Annotated in this window: 8 protein-coding genes; all 8 read left to right on the top strand. The window is 42.5% G+C overall.

What is annotated here, in order from left to right:
* The first annotated feature begins 18 nt into the window (after positions 1-18).
* A complete protein-coding gene (locus BM736_RS17795) occupies positions 19-4,089 on the top strand; it encodes a baseplate J/gp47 family protein (protein WP_179079072.1) in 4,071 nt (1,356 codons plus the stop codon).
* Positions 4,082-4,957 (top strand): hypothetical protein, encoded by an 876-nt coding sequence (locus BM736_RS17790; protein WP_076414625.1) that lies wholly within the window; start codon positions 4,082-4,084, stop codon positions 4,955-4,957. The genes BM736_RS17795 and BM736_RS17790 overlap by 8 nt, the downstream gene beginning before the upstream one ends.
* Positions 4,947-7,436, top strand: coding sequence for a hypothetical protein (locus BM736_RS17785; RefSeq protein ID WP_076414623.1), 2,490 nt, complete (start codon positions 4,947-4,949; stop codon positions 7,434-7,436). The genes BM736_RS17790 and BM736_RS17785 overlap by 11 nt, the downstream gene beginning before the upstream one ends.
* A complete protein-coding gene (locus BM736_RS17780) occupies positions 7,414-12,381 on the top strand; it encodes a contractile injection system tape measure protein (RefSeq protein ID WP_076414621.1) in 4,968 nt (1,655 codons plus the stop codon). The genes BM736_RS17785 and BM736_RS17780 overlap by 23 nt, the downstream gene beginning before the upstream one ends.
* Positions 12,382-12,463: 82 nt before the next feature.
* Complete coding sequence (locus BM736_RS17775; protein WP_083700326.1) at positions 12,464-13,867, top strand: ATP-binding protein; 1,404 nt, start codon at positions 12,464-12,466, stop codon at positions 13,865-13,867.
* A complete protein-coding gene (locus tag BM736_RS17770) occupies positions 13,867-16,641 on the top strand; it encodes a hypothetical protein (protein WP_076414619.1) in 2,775 nt (924 codons plus the stop codon). Before BM736_RS17775 ends, BM736_RS17770 begins: the two co-directional genes overlap by 1 nt.
* Before the next feature lie 168 nt (positions 16,642-16,809).
* The gene (locus BM736_RS24895; protein ID WP_083700323.1) at positions 16,810-19,902 is read left to right on the top strand and encodes a DUF4157 domain-containing protein; all 3,093 of its coding nucleotides are present in this window, start codon (positions 16,810-16,812) and stop codon (positions 19,900-19,902) included.
* A gap of 220 nt (positions 19,903-20,122) precedes the next feature.
* On the top strand, positions 20,123-20,965 hold the full coding sequence (locus BM736_RS17755; RefSeq protein WP_076414617.1) for a transporter: 843 nt from the start codon (positions 20,123-20,125) through the stop codon (positions 20,963-20,965).
* Positions 20,966-20,989: the final 24 nt, after the last annotated feature.

The raw sequence follows: 20,989 nt of genomic DNA, 5'->3' as shown, positions 1-20,989 counted from the left end.
CTCTCTATGGGGAATGAAATGACAGGGTTATTGCCTGAAAGTAATCAAGCGTCGCGATTATCTGATGCACTCGTCGCTGGGCATTTTAATGTGGATGAGATGTCGTTTGAAACCCTGCTCGTTTTTGCTAAGCAGTTGGCCTCAGAGTTGCATTTTTATGATCAAAAGAATAACCAAGATGGAACTTGGGAACCTATGTTTCTTGCCAGTGAATTGGCGATGATGGCGATGCTACAAAGTATGGATTGTGACCGAATATCCATAGAGTTTGAAGAGAGCTTACAGCAAGACTTACAAGCTTCAACCATGATGATCATAACGCTGCTTGCTAACATCAACCTTTGGTATCAACAGTTGAAGTTGTCAAATAGCGAAGCGATTTTTGAATTCTGTCTTAAGATATCTTCGGCAGTTGATAAGAAATTACAGCCATGTTTACAGCAGTTACAGGCGGCAGTGGCGTTTTTAGACCTTGAACAACAACAGCTGGCCGAGCAAAAAATCCGTCAGTTTGATCCTATCTGGGGAGATATTGTTGGTCAGTGGCAGCCTGATAACTCTGAGCTAGATTTGAACCAACTGAGCGCGGGATTACAACAGAACTTTTCTAATGTGATCAATGTAGTGCGTTATCTACAAATGGGGATAGGCGGCTATACGCTCTCTTTAGAAAACCATTCAGACCATGACCCCTCTATGGGACTCTTTATGGCATTTTTGAAGGTGTTTCGCCATAGTCAGCAAAAGTTAAACCGTTTTACCATGCGACACCTAGATCTTTATTATCGCAAAATATTAAAATTTGAAGCCGCTAAGAGTACACCTGAATCTGTGCATCTACTGGTCACTCCTACCAAGGGGCTTAAACAGCCTGTGTTAATCCCTAAGGGGACTGAGTTTTCCTGCGGTAAAGACAGCAACCAGCAGGAGATCATTTTCTGTTTAGACAGTGAGCTTCTGCTTAGTGATGCTGAAGTGAAATCGGTATTCAATCTTTATCTGCATAGAGATCCACTCATCTCTCCCGAGAGTGAGCTGCACTACGTGACTCAGGTGACTAAAAACCAGCTCCAGGCAGAGACGAGTATCAATACAGACTTTACGACCTTTGGTGCCAATGAGCGTTTTGGTAAGGCTAATGCATCGTTAGCTCCATTAGGCTTTGCTATCTCTGCCCCAGTGTTAAATCTACGCGAGGGGCTCAGAGAGTTAAGTTTAACCATAGCATTAGCCGAGCCTTATCCTATTCCGTCCCATGCATTTTACCTGTTAAATACAGCCACTTCAGATACTGACAAGAATGCTTGCATCCTGGCTATCTTTACGCATCTCCTCGAGGTTGAACCGAGTCTCTATCAAGGGAAGGTAACGGCTGAAAAACTGCTTAATAACCTATCTAAAGAGCAACAAATGGAGATGTTACTCAGTGCCGATGAACAGCAGAGCTTCATTCATAAAAACTATCTGTTATCGCTGCTGGCAGAGGCGCAAGAGGAAGCACTTTTCTATCGACTATTAGGACGATTATTTAGTCGCCACACTCTTCACCGCGCACTACAGAGTCAATCAAACTCCTGGTTGAATCAAGTCGATATAGAGCAGATAAAAACTAAATCACAACAGTTTACAAAGACCTCTGGACTCAAACGGTTACTGAGGCTGTTGAGTCAAGATCAGCTGCGCACTTTTAATGAACTCTACGAGAAGATGTTCGACATTAAGCTATCTACAGAAGAGGGCTGGTTAAAAGCGAAAAATTATCGAATTAACCCTCTGAGTAAGAAAATAAAAGGCGATGAGCATGGAGCTTATGGTTTTCAGTTCATCATCACATTAACCCCAGACCTGCCCGCAGTAACCCCCGTCAACTCTAAGGTTCACGGTAATCAATGGCAATGTGATGCGGGGATGGTTCAGTTCAGTATTAAGCCATTGGCCACCTTCTTTCCCTATTCAATTTTTCGAGGATTAATCTTAAGTGCAATCGACATTGAGGCCGATGTAAAGGGCGTCACAGAACTGGTGGCCTATAACAATCATGGGAGGGTAGATCCTGCTAAAACGTTTGTGCCTTTTGGTGCACAGCCAACACGCTATAGCTATCTGGTTTTAGGCAGTGAAGAGATGGCAAAAAAGCAGGTTGTTAAGCTGGATATTAATCTCAACTGGAGTGGTTTACCTACAGTGCTTGATGGCTTTAAAACTCACTATGCCGGTTATGATTTTCCAATCAGTAACGATACTTTTCAAGCAGACTTGGAAGTATTAAGAGACGGTAGTTGGCTGAAGGTAAATAAGCACAAGTCGATCAAGCTCTTTGAGGATGATTCGGAAACTAATCGATTAAATAGCTTTAAAGTCATCAGTTCAGATATATCAAACGAGTTCAAACCTGCAGGGCATAATACTCAAAATCACGCATTTGACTATAACCTTAAAAGTCGAAATGGCTTTATTAAGCTGTTGCTGAGTGAGCCCGATATTGCTTTTGGTCATCAGGAGTATTCAAGGCTGTTAACCAATATGTTGGTAGAGAATGCCCGCAGTAAAAAGCCTAAACCTTTGCCAAACCTCCCCTATACACCAGCGCTGAGTCGTCTGTCGGTGAACTACTGTGCTAATACTGTTATCCACCTGCATCCACAAAATCAAAAAAAGAACCTTGCTCAGCATAGTGTGACCCATATACACCCTTTTGGTTTTCAGCAAATATATCCTATTTCTAAACATAGGCAGCAACCCGAACTCAAGTACCTGTTTCCTCGATATGCTTCTGACGGCAATCTTTTTATCGGTATAGAATCATTAAAACTTGCTGACATGCTCACTCTTTTCTTCCATTTTGATGAGAAGGCAAGTCTTAACCCTAATGACAAACCCAGTGATATTCAGTGGTTTTATCTCAGTCATAACCGTTGGTTGCCCTTCTCAAATCGCCAGATTATGTCTGATACAACATTTGGTTTAACGACGTCAGGCATTATGTCGTTTATGTTGCCTGAGACATTCAGTATCGAAAATACTGTTATGCCAAAGGGGTTGTTTTGGCTAAGAGCCTGCGCAAATCAATCACTGTCTAGTTATGGTCGTTGTCTATCTATAAGCACACATGCGGGCAAGGCGACTCGACAAGCTCCTGGTGAGACCCCATGCAAGATCCTGCAGCTCCCTACAAAGTGGAAAACGCTCCACCCTGTGGCAGGTCTAGATAAGGTGTCACAAGTCACCGTGAGTTTTGACGGCAAGAAACAAGAGAGTGAAGGTGAATTTAAGCAGCGTGTCAGTGAGCGGCTCAGGCACAAAGGCAGAGCTGTGAGTAGTTGGGATTATGAGCATTTAATTCTAGAAGCGTTTCCCGAAATTGATCGAGTCAAATGCATTTCAAATTGCATTTTCAACAAACAAAATAAACAGCCTGGACACTTACTGATTATTGTTCGGCCTAAGGTTAATCAGTGCCAGCATCAACTGTGCGATGACTTTAATATCAGCCGAAACTTGCTCAATAAAGTGCAGCAATTTATCGCTTTACGTGCGCCTCAGTTTATTAAGATTGATGTTAGAGGACCCGTTTATGAGAGTGTGCAGGTGCGTTGTGCGGTTAAGTTTTTACCCGGTTTACATGCTGGTTTGATGATCTCGAAGTTAAACCAGGATATCTGTGATTTTCTCTGTCCCTGGAGTGACAAGGCCATTAATACCGGCTTTGGTTGGCTGCTCAAAACTAAAGATATTGACTCATATATACGCCAGCTTAATTACATTAAATTTGTTACTGATGTGTCAGCCTTACACATTATTAAGCAGACACAGCAAGCGTTACCGGCGTTTCAGCTAGCCGATAGTGTAGCCGCAGATGGGATAAAACAGAGCTCCCCCGTTAATCAAATTGAAACAGGTATTGAGGCTAGTGCTCCTTGGTGTCTGTTGATGCCATATAGCCACCAGGTGATAGAGATTATTAATGAAGAGATCGATCTTAAACCCACACAAACAGGGATAAGTGAACTTGAGGTGGGAGGCAACTTCATTATTGGTGACGATGAAGGAGCTAAACAGTATGTAGAAGGAACTCAACAAGATGGCTAAACGTAATAGGAGTACCCTTAAAAACTATTTCAGGAAAGGCGCGCTTCCCCAATCAGAGCACTTCTCAGACTTGATTGATTCATGTTTAAACACGCTTGAGGAAGGTTTCGATAAATCAGTGAATGAAGGCTTTAAAGTCTCATCATTAGAGGAGAATGCTAACCTTTTAAGCTTCTATCGTGACAGTGAGCCAGAGCAAGTCTTATGGAGTATCAAGTTTGATCAGGAGATAGACAGCCTATTATTTAAGGCACCGGAGAAGCAAGAGTTAGCCAATGGTCAGGTCACGAATAAACCCGTTGCTAGCACATTGTGTATTTCGCCTCATGGCCGACTTGGGGTCAATAAAGATAAGCCAATGCATGCCTTAGATGTCAACGGCATGATTAAGGCATCGGGCCGACTCGGTAGTGCTTTTGAGGAACTTGAAGGTACTGGAACGGTGAAGGCGGATGGTCAATGGCACAATGTTACCCCGCTATTGGAAGGTGTGCAGGCTTTTGAGGTGATGGCAGGCGTGGGGATTAAACGAACCGGCCGCTATGCCATGCTGCGAGCTATAGCCATGAATACCTGCAACCCTTCTCGATTATGGTTCGATCTATTCAATTGGCTGACATTCAAAAAGCCCATTAAGTGCCAACATGCCTACTATTCATCTTCATCGGATAAGCTGAAAGTTCGTTGGGTGAGTGCTCCAAAGAGCGAAGAGAACAGCTCCGCCTATCGTCCATATTATCTGCAGATGAAATCAAACACTGATTATGGTGAAGGGATCAATATTTGTTACCACATCTCAAAATTGTGGGCTGATGAATATATGCAAGATTGTAACGCGGCTCAGGCTGAGGTGAATCATGAGCAATAGCGCAAGTATTGCTAGGCACGACGTAAAAAGTGACGCCTCAAGTTTTTATAACTTAAGGCGTGAAGCGATCGAGTACGCGCAAGCTTATTCAGGGGATATCTGGACAGATTATAACGCTCACGATCCAGGGGTGACGATTATTGAGCAGCTCTGTTATGGATTGACTGAGCTAAATTATCAAACGGATTTCTCTGCTGAAGACCTGCTGGCTCAAGTCGATGGTTCGCTCAACTATAAACAGTTGGCGTTAGCACTACCCGAAGCAGTGTTACCCGCTAGAGCATGCACGATAGAAGACTATCAACAACTGCTTTTAGACTCTATTGCCGAGGTCGATAGGGTGTGGATTAGCCCCGTTAGTTCAGGGTACATCGGCCTATACAACATCGAACTGCAACTGACGCCATTGATGCGTGATAAATGCCAGTCTCGTCCCTCACTGGCAAATAAGGTTGTTGATAAAGTTTCCCATATTTTCAGCAAAAATCGCAATCTGGCTGAAGATGTTGCCAAGATAACGATCATCAAGGATAAGGGTTATCAACTTATCGCAGATATTCAACTGGTGGATCATTGCGATGCTGAATATGTATTGGCTGAGATCTACACCCTTTGTCATCAGTGGGTCATGGGGGAGCTCAAGGTTGAAAGTTATGAAGAGCAAATTAATGCCGGGAGGAATCTTGAGCAGATCCTTTCTGGCCCAGCGGCTTTGCACGGCAGGTATAAATTAGAGGGTATCGATGTAACGCAAGCACAAAGGACACTGGCATCACTCTACTCAAAGCTGAGGTGTATAAAAGAGATAGACAGTATTGAACAACTAGCTCTGGTCGACGTTGGCGATAACCTTACTGAAAACGGCTCTATTGAACAGGTGATAAGAGATAAAACCTGGTTACAGCTACCTCATTTTGAAGAGGAGGTACTGGTGAGCTTAAAACGACATCATCAACCGATTAACCTGCATTTTGAAACATTTCAAACTCACTTGGCACATCGCCAATTTAAGCAATATTCGATACGTCATACTCGTCAGGAAGTGAGTAGTTTATATCAAGTGACGCGGGGACATTTTCGTCAAACCCAAGAGTATCACTCTATCCAGCAACACTTCCCTATCAGTTATAACTTGAGTGTGAATGGCGTAGGTGCATTTTCAGCGATAGAAGATAGAGCTAATGCCAGTCAACTACGTGGTTATCTGTTGGTGTTTGAACAGTTAATGGCAAATTTTTCAAAGAATATTAGCAGTATTAAGTCTCTGTTCTCTATAGATAGAAATGTCAAATCTAGCTACCAGTTCCACACCTTAGATTCACAGGAATTTCATGGTATTGAGCTGATTTACCCAGCCAAAGAAGAGAGGCGATTTGATGAAATATTGGCACAGTTCGATCACTTTTATGACAGGAAGGGGCGGGTACTGGATTATCTACTTGCCCTCTATGGTGAAGAGTTAGATCAATCCATTATTCGACAGTTTAATTATTATGACAGCCCAAATGCGCTTGAAGCGTGTGTCTTAGAAAATAAGTATCAATATCTCAATGATGTGGTAGCGATGGGACGTGATAGAGGTGGGGCATTTGATTACCGCTGTTATCGCACTTTTGACAGTAATATAGGCGGCTTTCAACATAGGCTTAGCTATCACTTAGGTATGCCAATCAACAGGTGGCCCTATACGAGTCTAGTGAAACGCGAACCGTTAGAGATTGTCTGTGACAGTGAGTTTGAACAGATCAATTACCCGTTACACAATCAGGTTATTCTGAATGATGCGATGAAAAAACAGCTACTCGCTATTCCCTTGATGAGCGGTGAAAAGAGTATAGACAGGCAAAAAGTTTCTAAGATGACCCTGGCCTTACAGCCTTTGCAAAAGGGTATTATCGGTGAGACATTTTTCCGTAAAGGTGTCGATATCAACAACTATAAGTTGATTAAAAGAGATCGCACATCCGTCTATGACCTTTATCTCACAGAGCAGAAAACCAGAGATCTCACCTCAGAGCAATCTCAACAATCTATCTTTATTGGCACTAGTAGTCATGTCAGCAAAGTGAACCGTTTGGCTAATATCTTGCGAGAGCATTTGGCTCACTTAAATCGGAGTTGTGAAGGGGTGTATGTCGTTGAGCATTTGCTATTAAGGCCTACAGAGAAGCATTTATCGCTAGAAGATTCAATCTCATGTCAGGTCTCAGTTATCTTTCCTAGTTTCACTGCGCGTTGCGCCGATACTGGTTACCGAAAAAGGGCTGAGACTGTTGTACATCAGCAGTGTCCAGCCCATATCTTAGCTGAGTGTTATTGGCTTGATTTTAGTCAGCTGTGTGGTTTTGAACAGTGTTATATGCAGTGGTTAGAGTTGAGGCGAGATACGCATATTCCTAGTGATGAGTGTCAGGCTAGCGCCGAGAAATTATTGCATTTATTACAAGGGTATCGTGATGCTGGGCAATGCCATGGGTAATGCCATGGGTAATGCGCGGATGGATTTGTTACAGGAAACTGAGATACACCGTATCGAGAGCGCTGTATTGGATCTTTCATTCGATGATCCCTTATTAGCTGATGAGTTTCAACAACAAGCGCACAGCTATGTGCTACATACTTTACTGCCCGCGATAGATCGCGTTTTTGAGCAATATCAACAACAGGATTGGCAGTTCTGTATTGATAAATTGGAGATTGATCTTGGAGATATCTATGGTCAGGATTATCTAAGCCGACTTGAAGCCGAGCTAGTTACTGCTTTGTCAGAAAAAATGCTCGGTCTCAACAGCAGTTCAGGTTTGACAGGGGTCACTTTGCCCCCGCAGTCTGTGGGCACTGGGGAGGAGATTAGTTTTCGTAAATTGACCTCGAAACAGAGTGATTGGGAGCAGTTATGCTATTTCTTAATCCGTGGGCAACTGCCCTGGAGTTGCCCATTTTCTACGGGGATCCACACATCACTGCGGTGGCAAGAATGGCTAGTCGCGACCCTATTTGGAAACCTTAACTCGCTGACAACGTTATTGCAGCGATCTCCCTATGCCGACAGCATACTCAGTCGCCTAGTGATGCAGTTACCCATTGAAACGAGTATCGAACTGCTGTTAAAGCTTGCAAAGCCAGCGCGGAATAAACAAGTACGTTATCTACTTAAATTGATGCTTAACTACGGTCATGATGGTGCCAGCTCAGCGCTAGAGAAACGACTCTATACCAAGGGCGCCTTATTAAGTTTGGCAACTAATAATGAGAAGTTATTTTTTATTCGCGCCTTGTTTAAAGCGTTATTAGCGGGAGATACCAATCAATCTGCCGATGCTGCTGAACCCATTAATGAGTGGTTTCCAGCATTAGTCGATATCGGTCAACGCTATATTTCGCCTGAGCTGAAACCCGAATTTTCAGCACATTTTAACTATGCTTCGCACAAAAGAGAGCCGGGAAGTCGAGGTCGAACACTGCTCGTTTCAGCACTTTTTATTAAGGCGATTGTCGCTGGAGATATCAATCAACTCCTTTCTGTATGGCACTTAGCAATGGGGGAGTATTCTGCAGACTTTCTTAAACTGGTTAAAAATTTAGGTCAACAGGCCGAGGTTCGATATCGTTTATCAAAAGCCTTAACTGAGCCTATGTGGCAGCAGTTGCTGGAGTTAATAGAGCCTACAGAAAGCGACTTTATCCTGCGGATATCTTCATTGTTTATGCCAGCTAAAGAGCGTGCAAAGCCGCTATCATCACCTTCACTTAACGATAATAAGAGTCAGCAGCAATTATGGTTGTTCACGTTAACCTACCTGCTGGTTGAGCGAGGTAGTCAGTTTAATCGCAAATCTTACCTGCAAAGTATGATCCGTCAAAACGCGGCTCATCATAATATTAGCCAGATACAGCTACAGCAAATACTCCTTACTGCCCTTGAGTCACTTCCAATGGAATCAGCGCTCAAACGTAATATGCATGTTTTACTGAGTGAGTTTCAGGCTGAATTTGCAGACGATGAGTGTGATAAAGAAGCTGGATTCAAAGTGACGAGTAACGAGAACAAGCTCACTGCTGAACAGGTCGCACTTAACGATATCGCGACCGCTTTGAATCTAGGTCGTTATGATCGACTCAAGTTACATTGGGGCCATTATGTATCTGCTTATCCAGAAACGCTGATCAGCAGCTTGTACCTTTATGGTCATCAATCCGTCTGCGTTACTGCAATAGTGACTCACTTTACCCTTGCCATGCTCAGAGATACGCTTGGACTACTCGCGCCAAACGAGCAGAAGTTCATCCAACCTCTGATTGAGCAAACGCCATTGCAACTTCAGCAGGTGGAGATGTCTCAGCCCATAGCGCAAAGGGAATTAACTAAACAGCTTTGGGAGTTTTCTCTAAGTTACCTGTTGGTAGAACGCGGTTCTAATTTTAATAATTTAAGTTATTTGGGATACATCACCCATAAGATTGCCGCTCATAACAACTTAGACCATCAGGAGTTTGTTCATCACCTTGCGAACGCTTTCTACTCTTCAGAAGCGCACTCTGAGATGCAAAAGCAGTTGTTATTGTTACTCGCTGAATTGTTGCTGGAGCCTATAGAAAAACCTAAGCACACGGGGTTATCCTCATCACCAATAGAAGTCGTCCTAATACCTGAGCATATCGCAGACATCAATCGTTCACGGTATCGTCAATTTATATTGGCGCTAGCAGCTGGAGACGCTACTCGACTAGAAAAGGTCATTAAAGCTTTAGGTCATAGCGATCGCGCATTTGTTCTGCGTGTTGTGCACTACTTTCTTAAACCATCTCATCATACGTCACCACAAGGTTTTATGAGCCGATCGCAAGGTGTGATCGGGGGCTACCTGTTAGCGCTGCCTGAATCAACACAAACCGCGATACTTAAACTGCTGTACCCGACGAGTCAGCATTGGCTTGACTCCTTGATAAGCTTCGATTCAATTTTATGTGTTGAACTGCCAACGCTTAATTCATTAAGCGCAAATGATGAAGCTGAATGCAACTTTCCTAAGCACTCGTTTGTATACTCAGTGTCACTGAGAAGAGGCATGGCATTCTCAAAACAACTGCAAGGGTACATTTGGCAACAGATCTGGCAATTAATAGGGCACTCAACAAATGAGCAAGGGGCTTTAACTGCTGATATCTCTGAGCAGACAGAGCAACTCATTATGGGGCTATTTTCTCGTGTAGCGGAATTTAGACATTGTAGCTTGACCGTATTGTTGCAGGCTATTGAGCGGGAATACCAAATTAATTCTGTTAGCGGCTATGTTACAGAGCTAGTGGCACGGCAGCGAAAATTAATCTTAAAGGGTCATGACACAAGCGCTGGTATTGAACAGGGCCTAAAGCCAGTGAGCAATCACCTTATTGAGACTGACAGTCAGATAGGTGACGATGAACAAGCTCATGAGTCAGGGCTATATCTGTTGGAACATGCTCAGAAGATCACCGCTGATTTAACACTTGTCGGCCAACATCTTTTCGTTGCTGTTAATCAGGCCAAATCTATTCCAGAGCATGAACTGAAAGAGAGTTTACAGCTCCTTGTTTACTGTGTGACGGAATGCTTAGCGCTATTTAAACAGGAGCCTATTCAGGCCTTGAGTCTGTTAAAACGGGTTATGTTTGGGTCCTATGTCTGGCAGCATATTTGGCGTGTGATGGCTGATATTCACCTTGAAGCATTACTTGGTCGTTTGGTATCAATCATGCCTGTGATGGGCATGAACATGTTTATTGATGAACTGAGGCAGCTCAAGGGAGCTTGTGTTGGTATCAATCAAATATATCGTTTCAATTACACGTTAATCGAGCAAGTTGAGCCATTTAATCAACAGCCAGTGATACCGGTTATTGATGCGTTAATGCTGAGTGGTTTTAACCGTTATTCGAGCCGAAATACCAAAGAGGGGCAAGGTTCAGCATCTTATATTCAGCATGTGACAAAGAGTGCCTTACCGCAAAACAAAGCAGATAAATTGACAGCTATTGCTAATCTGGCTGAGATTAGTCGGGCTAGAGTGAAGCAATCTACAATAGCCTCACATCAATCAATAGGTGTGTCTAAACTGGTTAAATCTGAGCCAGGTAAATCTGTGAAAACTGAACAAGATTTAGAGGTTTTGGTCGCTGAATTTGAGTCGCTCTTGGTACAGCTATCACAAGCTGACTCCCTTCATATCTCTGCAAGTATGTTAGCTCGTTTCGATCACTGCTTGAACAATTTGATGAACTCAGACGCCGCAAGATTGAAAATTTTACTGCTTAACCACCTCCTCTCAAATGAGGTCGCTAAGGTGTTATTCAAACATCGCTCCGCTACAGAGTGTCACGAGCTGTTGCTTCTGCTATTTTCAACTCACTATTTATCCCTATTGAAGGTTATCGAACTATTATCTTTAGCCTGTGACAGCGTTAGAGCTGTTACAGTTAAGCCGCTAGTCAATTACCAGTTTGCCGTTTATTACCTACTGCGTAATCAGAGCGTTAACTTAGGTACCGTTCTCGATAGCTACTTGGCTATGTTACATGGCAGTGATGGCGGAGCTTCGAGCAGCAAAGGGGCGCACTCCAGAAAGCTGTTTTTAGCTCAAATACTTAAGGAGCTTAAAGCTGTATCTAAAGTCCGTTTTATCTCCTCGCAGATAGCGCTATATATCAAAACAATTGAGAGTCAGAGCGCTAAACTAGCTTCAAAGTCAAAGTCAAAGTCAAAGTCAAAATCAAAGTCAAAGCCAAAGCCAAAGCCAAAGCCAAGTCAGCCAGTAGTAACCGATACAAGCCAGCTCAAACCTTTATCCGATAACGAGCAAAAAGAGCTTAGTTTAGTCGAACTAGAGCGACTGATTTATGGTTTATCAGAGCATGACACCCCAGATGACTTAGAGACTGAAGGCGATAAAATTCATATTGATAATGCGGGTGTTGTGCTCGCTGCCCCCTATATTCCAAGACTTTTTAGCATGCTGGGATATACAGATGGTGGGAAGTTTATTGACAAACAGGAGCAAGAGCGGGCTGCACTGCTATTGCAATATATGGTTAGCGGCTTGAGTGAGGCTAGGGAGTATCAGTTGACGCTTAACAAGCTCATGTGCGGCATCATAACAGCAAAGCCATTGAGTTACAGTATCGAGCTTTCTGATAAGGAGAGAGAGACCGCTGATGGGCTGTTGGTAGGAGTCATCGATAACTGGAAAACTATTGGCCAAACCACACCGGAAGGTTTAAGAGAGTCATTTTTACAGAGAGATGGCGTGCTCTATCGCGAGAAAGAGGCATGGAAGTTACAGATCCAAGGCAAGGCATTTGACATGTTACTCGATAGTCTGCCATGGAGTTTTTCGACCATTAAGTTTCCGTGGATGGAGCGAGTGTTACATGTCGAATGGCGTTGAATAAAGAGTTAAAAGCTGTGTGAAGTCAGAGAGCTTATTGAAAGATGGTTAATAGCTGAATGGAATGATAAAGGATACAAGCATGGAAGGATTACAGGTTGTGACTGCCAATGAAGCTGAAGAGCGTAATGTTAGCGTCTTGAGTCAGGTTGAGGCGAATGCTGCCACGCTACAAAGAGAGCTAGATTGGTTTTCTCTGGTACTGGATTTAAGAATTAAACTTTATTTTCAACAAGAGAGTGAATTAAGCAGTATCGAGCAGATATCAGTTCCAGAGCTTTGCTTTGACCATTCTGATTATGCGCAGTGGATTAAAAGCAATTTGACCAAGATGGAGGAGCGTTTAGTGTTGATCATGGCAATGATCCCCCATATCAAACCGCAGCTATTCGACACCTTTTTTATTCGTAACAGTAACTTTGACAGGGCTTATACTGAGTTCGGTGGCAAACAAGGTCAAACACACAGTGGTTTTTTACCGACTTGTGAGACCGCTGCATTTGTTATTTGTGGTGAAGAGTTGAGTCGTAGATTCGACATCACCGCGATGTTTGAGTCCTTGCACCCTTTTATCGTACAAAATGTGCTTGGTCTTAGCACACCAGCAGAGAGGGAGCCTTTCTTTAGTAGCACATTCTCAATGCAGGTTGAGTATCTAAACTTATTTACCACAGGCGTGACAGAGAAGCTGGGTTACTCTAATCAGTTTCCTGCCAAGCTGATCACCAGTGAGTTAGATTGGCAGGATCTTGTATTGGCTCAGGATGTGATGTCTGAGATTGATAAGATCAGAACCTGGATAAAATACTCTGGACAGATCCTGGATGACTGGGGGCTATCTAAGTCATTGAAACCCGGCTATCGCAGTCTTTTTTATGGGCCTCCAGGGACAGGTAAAACATTGACGGCCACTTTGATCGGTGCCGAGTTAGGCTTAGATGTATATCGTATCGATCTTTCCTCTATGGTCTCTAAATATATCGGGGAAACAGAGAAAAATTTAGCTAACTTGTTTGATCAAGCATGCAATAAACGCTGGATTTTGTTCTTCGATGAAGCCGATGCCTTGTTTGGTACCCGAACTCAATCGGGAGGCGCCAATGAACGTCATGCTAACCAAGAGATTGCTTACCTGCTTCAGCGAATTGAAGACTTTCCCGGTATTGTGATCTTGGCAACTAACCTGAGAGCCAATATCGATGATGCCTTTTCAAGGCGTTTTCAATCACTGATCTATTTCCCTATGCCTGATGCAGAGCAGCGCTATCAGCTATGGCTCAATATGCTTAATGGTCACTATCAAGAAAATAATACGGACCGCTTACGTGATATTGCAGAGCAGTACGAACTTGCTGGTGGCGCGATTGCCAATGTGATCCGCTATGCCGCTATCTCTGCGGTGCAATCTGGTGAGCAGTGTATTGCTTTTGATGATCTCAGAACGGGCATCGACAAGGAGTTACGTAAAGAAGGAAGGACTATTTAATGAATATGGGTCACTTCCTTTATAGGTTTAATGGGTTATGTTTGCTGCCTCTAGTCATGACATTATTGCTGTTTTGTGGCCAGAGCGAGGCTGCATCTTCGAGTCAATCATGCCAGTCACAGATAGATAAAACCAAGCATGATCCTATATTAAAAAGCAGAATATTCGGCGATCTAGTGCAGGGTAACCTAGCTGTTATCTATAAAGAAAATACCTCCTATCAAGCTGACTATAAAAGCCCAGGCGAGCTACTTTCTGATGGCAAAGTGGGACGAATAACCGAGAAGTGGCTGAGGTATTTCTGTGAGGAGTTTAATCAAGCCAGCAAAGTGACCAGTAACAGTGACTTTGTCACTAATATGCTTAGTTCATTAGTCACTGTGGCGCAGCTCACCGAAAATTATCCATTATGGCGTCAAGCGTTAGTGAGTGATGTGTTTCAGTTATGGCTCTCACAGCAGGTCAAACTCAACATCATTCGTGAGCCAAGCTGTTCACTCTCGCCTGCCTGCTACGGTACACCGATTGAGCTACACAGTATATTCGATAAATACTATCTACAGCAGCAGGAACCAACACAAGTTATAGCTGAGCCGAGTTACTACACGCCTGCGGTAAAGATTGAGGACAACTATTATCTTTTGGATAGCAGTGATATTGAAGCCTTAACTTCTTGGAGTAAGCAGGGGAGCCTATTACAAGCTACGACCACAAAAAGCTATAAGACTGACAGTGAAATCGGTGCGGTACTTACGCCTATCGTAACGAGTTTAATTGGCGAGCTTGCCAGTGACAAGATGGAGAGTGAGCTAACTAAGCTGATCACAGTCACTCCAGCTCAATATAAAGTGACTGAAACAAAAGATAGTAGTGCCGCAGTTAAAGCTAATACGGCGACCTCCAAGAGCACTGAAGAGTCAGCTACTAAGACCTCAGCTAAAACAAAAGATAGTAGTGCCGCAGTTAAAGCTAATACGACGACTTCCAAGAGCACTGAAGAGTCAGCGACTAAGACCGTAGAAAACAAAGATGAAACCAAAGCTGCAGATAACAGTTCTGCTGAATCGTCGGTGCAACCTAGTAGCGTTACAACTAAACAGCTTGTGAAACCTGCCAGCTATGCTGTGACTAGTGAGGCCATTGCTCAGCTTTATCAGCGCTACTCAATCGTAAGCCTTTCATCTGATCAACTTAAGCTACTGACGCCACTTGCAGACCAGAGCTTTGCCGACCTTTATCTTTTTAAGGTTGCGCTAAAGGATCTTCTGCTAATTTATTCAGCCAGTAAACAGCTTAATAGCCAAGGGCTTAGCGACCTCTATCAACTCGCTCAAAAACCGGGAAAGGTGCCAACTGAGATTAACAACCCACTGCAATGGAATGCTACACCAGGCTGTGGTTGTGCCGAAAATATCTCATTAGAGGGGCTAAATACCCGTTTCTATTACGGGTTCTACCAATATTGGCAACAGAGTGAGTTAACGATTGATTACAGCAAGTTGACACGTCTAGCTTATTTTTCGGCATCGATTCAGGGTAATAAGGTGACGACTCCGCCAAACTGGCAAGCTGACAAGCCAAATTCACAATTTATTGTCAATGCCCATAACCACAGAGTGAAGGTTGATCTGGTGTTCTCAAATGGTCAAGTATCGTCATCAGGGGAGGAGGCATTGATACTATTTAATGATGATCTTATCGAGCAGATTGTCGCTAGTGTTAAAACTCCGCTAAGGGGTTATGCCATCAATAAATTTAAACCCATCATGAGTTTAGGTGAGAGCCCAAAAAGAACCATGGCAGATGGCGTAACCTTGAACTTAGATCTGAGTTCACTTAAAACCGTGGCCGATTTTGAGCGGTTTATTGGCTTTATTAAAAAGTTAAAGCAGCAGCTGTACCTATCTGAAGCATCGGCAATGGCAGAAATTGAAGATCCTTACTATCTCAATATCTTGGTGCCTGCTTACGATCTCATCGATAACACTTCTGGCTTTTACACGATAGATAACCTTAATCGCATCGAACCCTATATCAATCTGTTTATCATGAACTTCGAGTCTTTAGCCGTTACAGAGCAGCAATCGGTTAACGAGCAGCTCCATGATAAACAGGTGTCTGTCGAGGCACAGCCTGAACCTGTATCTAACTCCGCTAATGTCGATAACCAAGTTTCAAGCTCTACCACCTATAAGGTCAGCCTGCTGAAAGCCCTAAGAACTCAGTTAGGTGATAAGCAATACTCTGATATTGCTGGGAAAATATTTATCAAGACGATCCCCTTGATCAATGTTGATGATAAATTTCAAGAGTTAGAGCAAGTTTTAAATTACAGCAAGTGGAGCTATCTCGGTGCCGCATTTTGGTCTTATCCACTCTCATCTGAGGTGTCTAAACTGATTAACAGCACTTACTTTGTCCCCGAAGAGATTGAGTTCTCGGCCTTAGTGCCTGCGGTAACACTAGCCACAAAAGTGTGTAATACCCTCTGCCCTTTACGTTGGCCATTACGAGTGGCTATTTATTGTCTTATCGGGTTAGTGCTTTTCTACGCGATAGCATCCATCTGGGCATTTAGGCTAAGGCAACTTTTTAGCCGTTGGTACTTCCTATTATTTATGTTGGCGAGTGCAATGTTCATCATGTTGGTATTTAGCTGTGACCCCTATTGGAAGGAGCAGCAACAGTTGTTTCTTTTTATTTTTATATTAATCGTCTTTGCGGCAAATGTGATTAGGCAAAGAGAGATAAGTAATCGCAGTAATTTACCCTAGGTATTTAAGCCATGTGAATGACTTTGAGCCATAGAGAGAGGCGTTTTAATGCACATAATCAAAGGCGAACAATCTAAGTCAAATAGCGATGTAAATAACTAGGCAAACAACTAGGCAAGCAGCCAGCTAAACCAGCTGTAAGTCGAATGATTAATAGAGGGAGTTTCTATGTCAGTAAAGCAAGGGGTAGAGCAAAAGCAAACTGAGCAAGCTAAAACATTGTCCCATAAGCAAGTGGACAGTAATCGGACCTTGCAAGCGAAAACTCGGCTGACTATGCAGGATAACCGTCACACTAGTCAGCAGATAAAGCAACTTAAGTCAGCGCTTGATGAGGAGGGGGTTTCCCAACATAAATCGGTAACAGCATCCCACTCAATCAATGCAACTAGCACTGAGACAACGCTGCAAGCCAAGAATAATACTGGCCTGCCCGATAATCTCAAATCGGGTATGGAAAACCTATCTGGTATGCCACTTGATGATGTAAAAGTACATCGCAATTCAAGTAAACCTGCACAGCTTCAAGCCCATGCATACGCGCAAGGAACCGATATTCACTTGGGACCAGGTCAGGAAAAACATTTGCCACATGAAGCTTGGCATGTGGTGCAACAGAAACAAGGACGAGTTTCCCCTACCAAACAACTTAAAGGTAAAGTGAACATCAATGATGACTCAGGTTTAGAGAAAGAGGCGGATGTGATGGGAGCTAAAGCTTTACAATTTGTGCTGAAAAATCCCAACGGAGATACAATTCAGAAAAAGAATATTCCGACATCAACTAAATCTATGAACACCATGGTTATTCAACGTAACCTTGACAACCATGTATTAGCCGGAAACGGGTCTGGTATGTTAGGGAATGTTTTTGGAACGAGTACATTCTCTAATATCCATAAAGCACTTGGTGTATACCAATCTATAGCTAGCTCCCAATCTCAAAAAAAAGAAGCGTTGTCTAAAATAAAAAACCTTGGAAGTAAGTGGATGTCAGACAATAGCAAAAAAGTTGATGTCAATTCAGTAACGAAAAGAACAAGTCTCAAACAACTTCTATCTCTAGTTGGAGATGAATTATCTAGAATAAATGACAATTCATTGTTACAGAAAGGGTCCATAAATTTTGAGAAAAACCTTGGGCTATACACTTTCAATGAGAATAGATCTAAAGCTGCGGCAACAGGGGCAATTAATAAAATGAAACAAGTAATGGGCGTTCAAGCGGACAGAACCATTGCTGGGGAAATATTTGGTGGAGATTCTTCTAAGTATGCAGGAGTTGTAGGTAAAGACGTTGATACTGTAATAGATGCCATTGATAATGGTAATTTAAGAGAAAAAATGACCGGTTTTTACAATGCTGCGTTGGGACCTTTTAAAAAGATGTTAGATGAACATATTAAATTAAAAGGAGCAATGAATGGTCATGACTGGACAGTGTCTAAAGCAAGTCTTGGAACAAAAGGTATTAACGCTACTGGAAGAGATGCAATAGAAGAACGTAAAAATCAAATTGAATCCTATGACAATACTAGCTCTACAGACATTATTTATAATGGAGCAAAGGCAACAGGTAAGATTGATAAATATAAGGATGTGTACATGGCTCCTTTAGATCCCATTTATAGGGATGGAGCAGATGCTTTAAAACAAGGGCAAAGGGGAGTCATTGCATCTGAAGGTAGAATGGATGCAATGGATGCAGCATTAAAATCTCCAGGTAGTTACCACTTCAATTGGGATTTAGTCAATTACGGTATCGCAGACCTAGAGGGTACAGCTAGTGGGATATTTGATAAAACAAGTACTTTTAAAACGGTTCAAACTGAGCTAGGAATATTTTTATCTGCCAATAGTCAGTCAAATGAAAAAATCATTTCATACAACAAACTTAAATCATCTACAGAAAAATGGTTAAAGGATAATGATTCTAAAACAGACCAAAACTCTCTAACCAAAAAAGCTAGTTTACAAAAGCTAGAAACAGAGCTGAAAAAAGTATATGGATCGAGTGATCGAGCTGATGCCGATTTAACTAACGGAACACATAGTGCCCACCTCAGCAATCGCGAAAAAGCCTTTATTGCCTCTCAACGAGTCGATTTAAGTAAGCAAGATGATAGTAATATAGCTACATTTAAAAGACTAATAGGAATGAATGTTCCAAATGTTTATGATCCAAGTAAAAATCTTCCTTGGGAAGAGGGAGGAACCCGATTCGCTCCTAACCCGGACAATGCTTGGGTTAATAAAGCCATTCATGAATTAAAAATGCCTGTTGTAGCAGGACCATCTGGAACCACAGATAGAATGTTGAGAGCTCTTAAATTTCTGGGGAATCCAGTATCACCAGTAAACTTCCGACTATCTCTTTTAGGTTGGATGCTTACCAGTAATGATCATAGTTTTCATGAGATTATGGCCGTATCAAAATCATTTGGATTATCTTATGACGAAGGAACTTACGCATACCATAATATAATGCCACTTTCTATTCCAGACTTAAGGCAGCATGTTTGTGACAACCGCATGTTTCCAGATGAGCTCGTTTATTATTCACATTTAAATGACTTTATTTTAATGCAAGACTCTATCGATCAACCATTATTAGGGGATTCTTTTGACCCTCAATCAAAATTTGCAACTCTTGGAGGAGGTTTAAATCAACAAATGAGTCCAGCTTCTTCTGCCTCAATAGCTTTGTATACAACAGCTTCTTATCTTATTCAAAATCCTGCAAAACAAAACTCTGAAATGGTAGCAGGAATAAAAATAGGCTCTCATTTAAAAAATAAAGATGAGCTAGCTACCTTAAAAGGGAAGCAAGATGCTAATCCTGAACAATTCTCTATTTCAAAGCTAATCGCGGAAGGTAAAGTGCATAATGCAGCTTTGGAAAATGCGTTAAAAGACTTACCTGATACAGCTCATAATCCAGTTTATAGAGGTCAGAATGATGGCATTCTATCAAGTTATAAAACGGGTCAAACTATTAGCTATAATAAATTTATGAGCACGTCGTTACAGATTGGTGTGGCAGATGGCTTTATGAATGCTCCAACTAAAACCAATACTCCAGTTCTTTTTAAAATTGATGTCAATAAAGGGAAGGATATAAGACCATTCTCTAAATACGCAGAAGGCGAAATTTTATTAATGCCTGGAACCAAATTAAATATAACTGCAATTTCACCAAGTCAACCAGCAGGAGGAGGTATTTCTAAGGTCCATACTAAGGTTGATTGTACTCAAGTATAATATTTAAAATATTTGATTGAGAGTGGGCTATCAATCTTGTTGTTTTTTTAAGTACTGCCTTCTAACAAAGCTAAAAATAATTAACATGTTTTTAGCTTTGAAGGTCGTGAGTTAATTGTCACTTCAAGGGGATGCTGTTTTCATGTAATGTATATGAAAATAATAATAAAAGTTACCAGATATTGAAATTATCTTGGTGCTGGCAAGGAACTGCTGTCCCATGAAATCCACCATTTGTGTCATTGCGTTTTCTCTTTTTAGTTGTCAGTTATTCGCAGCTGATTATGAGGGCAAGTCCAATGCTGAGCTTGCCCGAGAGCTAGCCAACCCGAATACGCCGCTTACTAGCCTTAAATTCAAGACTCAGTATCGAACTTACACGGGGGATCTTGATAGCGCTTCGGAGCAATCAGGCACCAGAGTTATATTTCAGCCGACCCTGCCATTTCCTATGGCCAGCGATAATACCCTCTATGTTAGGCCTGCTTTGCCGCTATTGATAAGCTCACCAACCTTGAATAGTAATGATTTAGGCTCGCCTTTTTCTAGTGAAACAGGCTTTGGCGATATCACTATCGATCTGCAATACGGCGATACAGAAGCCAGTGGTTTTCTCTGGTCTTATGGCGCCACGACCACTATGCCTACGGCAACGGAGGACAAGCTTGGCGCTGATAAGTGGACCTTAGGGCCAGGTTTTCAGTTAGGTAAGGTAAGTAAAAGTTATGTGGCAGGTGGTTTCTTTAATCATCAATGGAGCGTGGCTGGTTCTGGTGAGCAAGATATTAGCTTATCGACGTTACAGTTGTTTGGAGTCTATCTGCCGGGTGGCGGCTGGAGCGTGGCAACATCACCGATAATGACATACGATCATGAAGAAGGTGGCGCAACCATCCCAGTAAATTTTGCTGTTGGTAAAACCGTAAAGCTCAATGGTCGTCCATGGAAATTCGCCGTGGAAGTGAACTACTATGTCGAGCAAGCCGATCCCTTTGGGCCAGATTGGATGATAGGGGTGAATGTTGCGCCTGTAGTCAAGAATATGCTGGCTGAGTGGTTATAACGCTCTGGGTTATGAATCGACTCC

Origin of the sequence: Shewanella sp. UCD-KL12 (assembly GCF_001957125.1) — a bacterium.
Classification (GTDB): domain Bacteria; phylum Pseudomonadota; class Gammaproteobacteria; order Enterobacterales; family Shewanellaceae; genus Shewanella.
This window is presented reverse-complemented; position numbering and strand designations above follow the sequence as displayed.

Coding starts and splice junctions, on each gene's coding strand:
- BM736_RS17775 (WP_083700326.1), top strand. CDS start 12,464: ATGGAAGGATTACAGGTTGTGACTGCCAATGAAGCTGAAGAGCGTAAT.
- BM736_RS17790 (WP_076414625.1), top strand. CDS start 4,082: ATGGCTAAACGTAATAGGAGTACCCTTAAAAACTATTTCAGGAAAGGC.
- BM736_RS17795 (WP_179079072.1), top strand. CDS start 19: ATGACAGGGTTATTGCCTGAAAGTAATCAAGCGTCGCGATTATCTGAT.
- BM736_RS17780 (WP_076414621.1), top strand. CDS start 7,414: ATGCTGGGCAATGCCATGGGTAATGCCATGGGTAATGCGCGGATGGAT.
- BM736_RS17770 (WP_076414619.1), top strand. CDS start 13,867: ATGAATATGGGTCACTTCCTTTATAGGTTTAATGGGTTATGTTTGCTG.
- BM736_RS17785 (WP_076414623.1), top strand. CDS start 4,947: ATGAGCAATAGCGCAAGTATTGCTAGGCACGACGTAAAAAGTGACGCC.
- BM736_RS17755 (WP_076414617.1), top strand. CDS start 20,123: ATGAAATCCACCATTTGTGTCATTGCGTTTTCTCTTTTTAGTTGTCAG.
- BM736_RS24895 (WP_083700323.1), top strand. CDS start 16,810: ATGTCAGTAAAGCAAGGGGTAGAGCAAAAGCAAACTGAGCAAGCTAAA.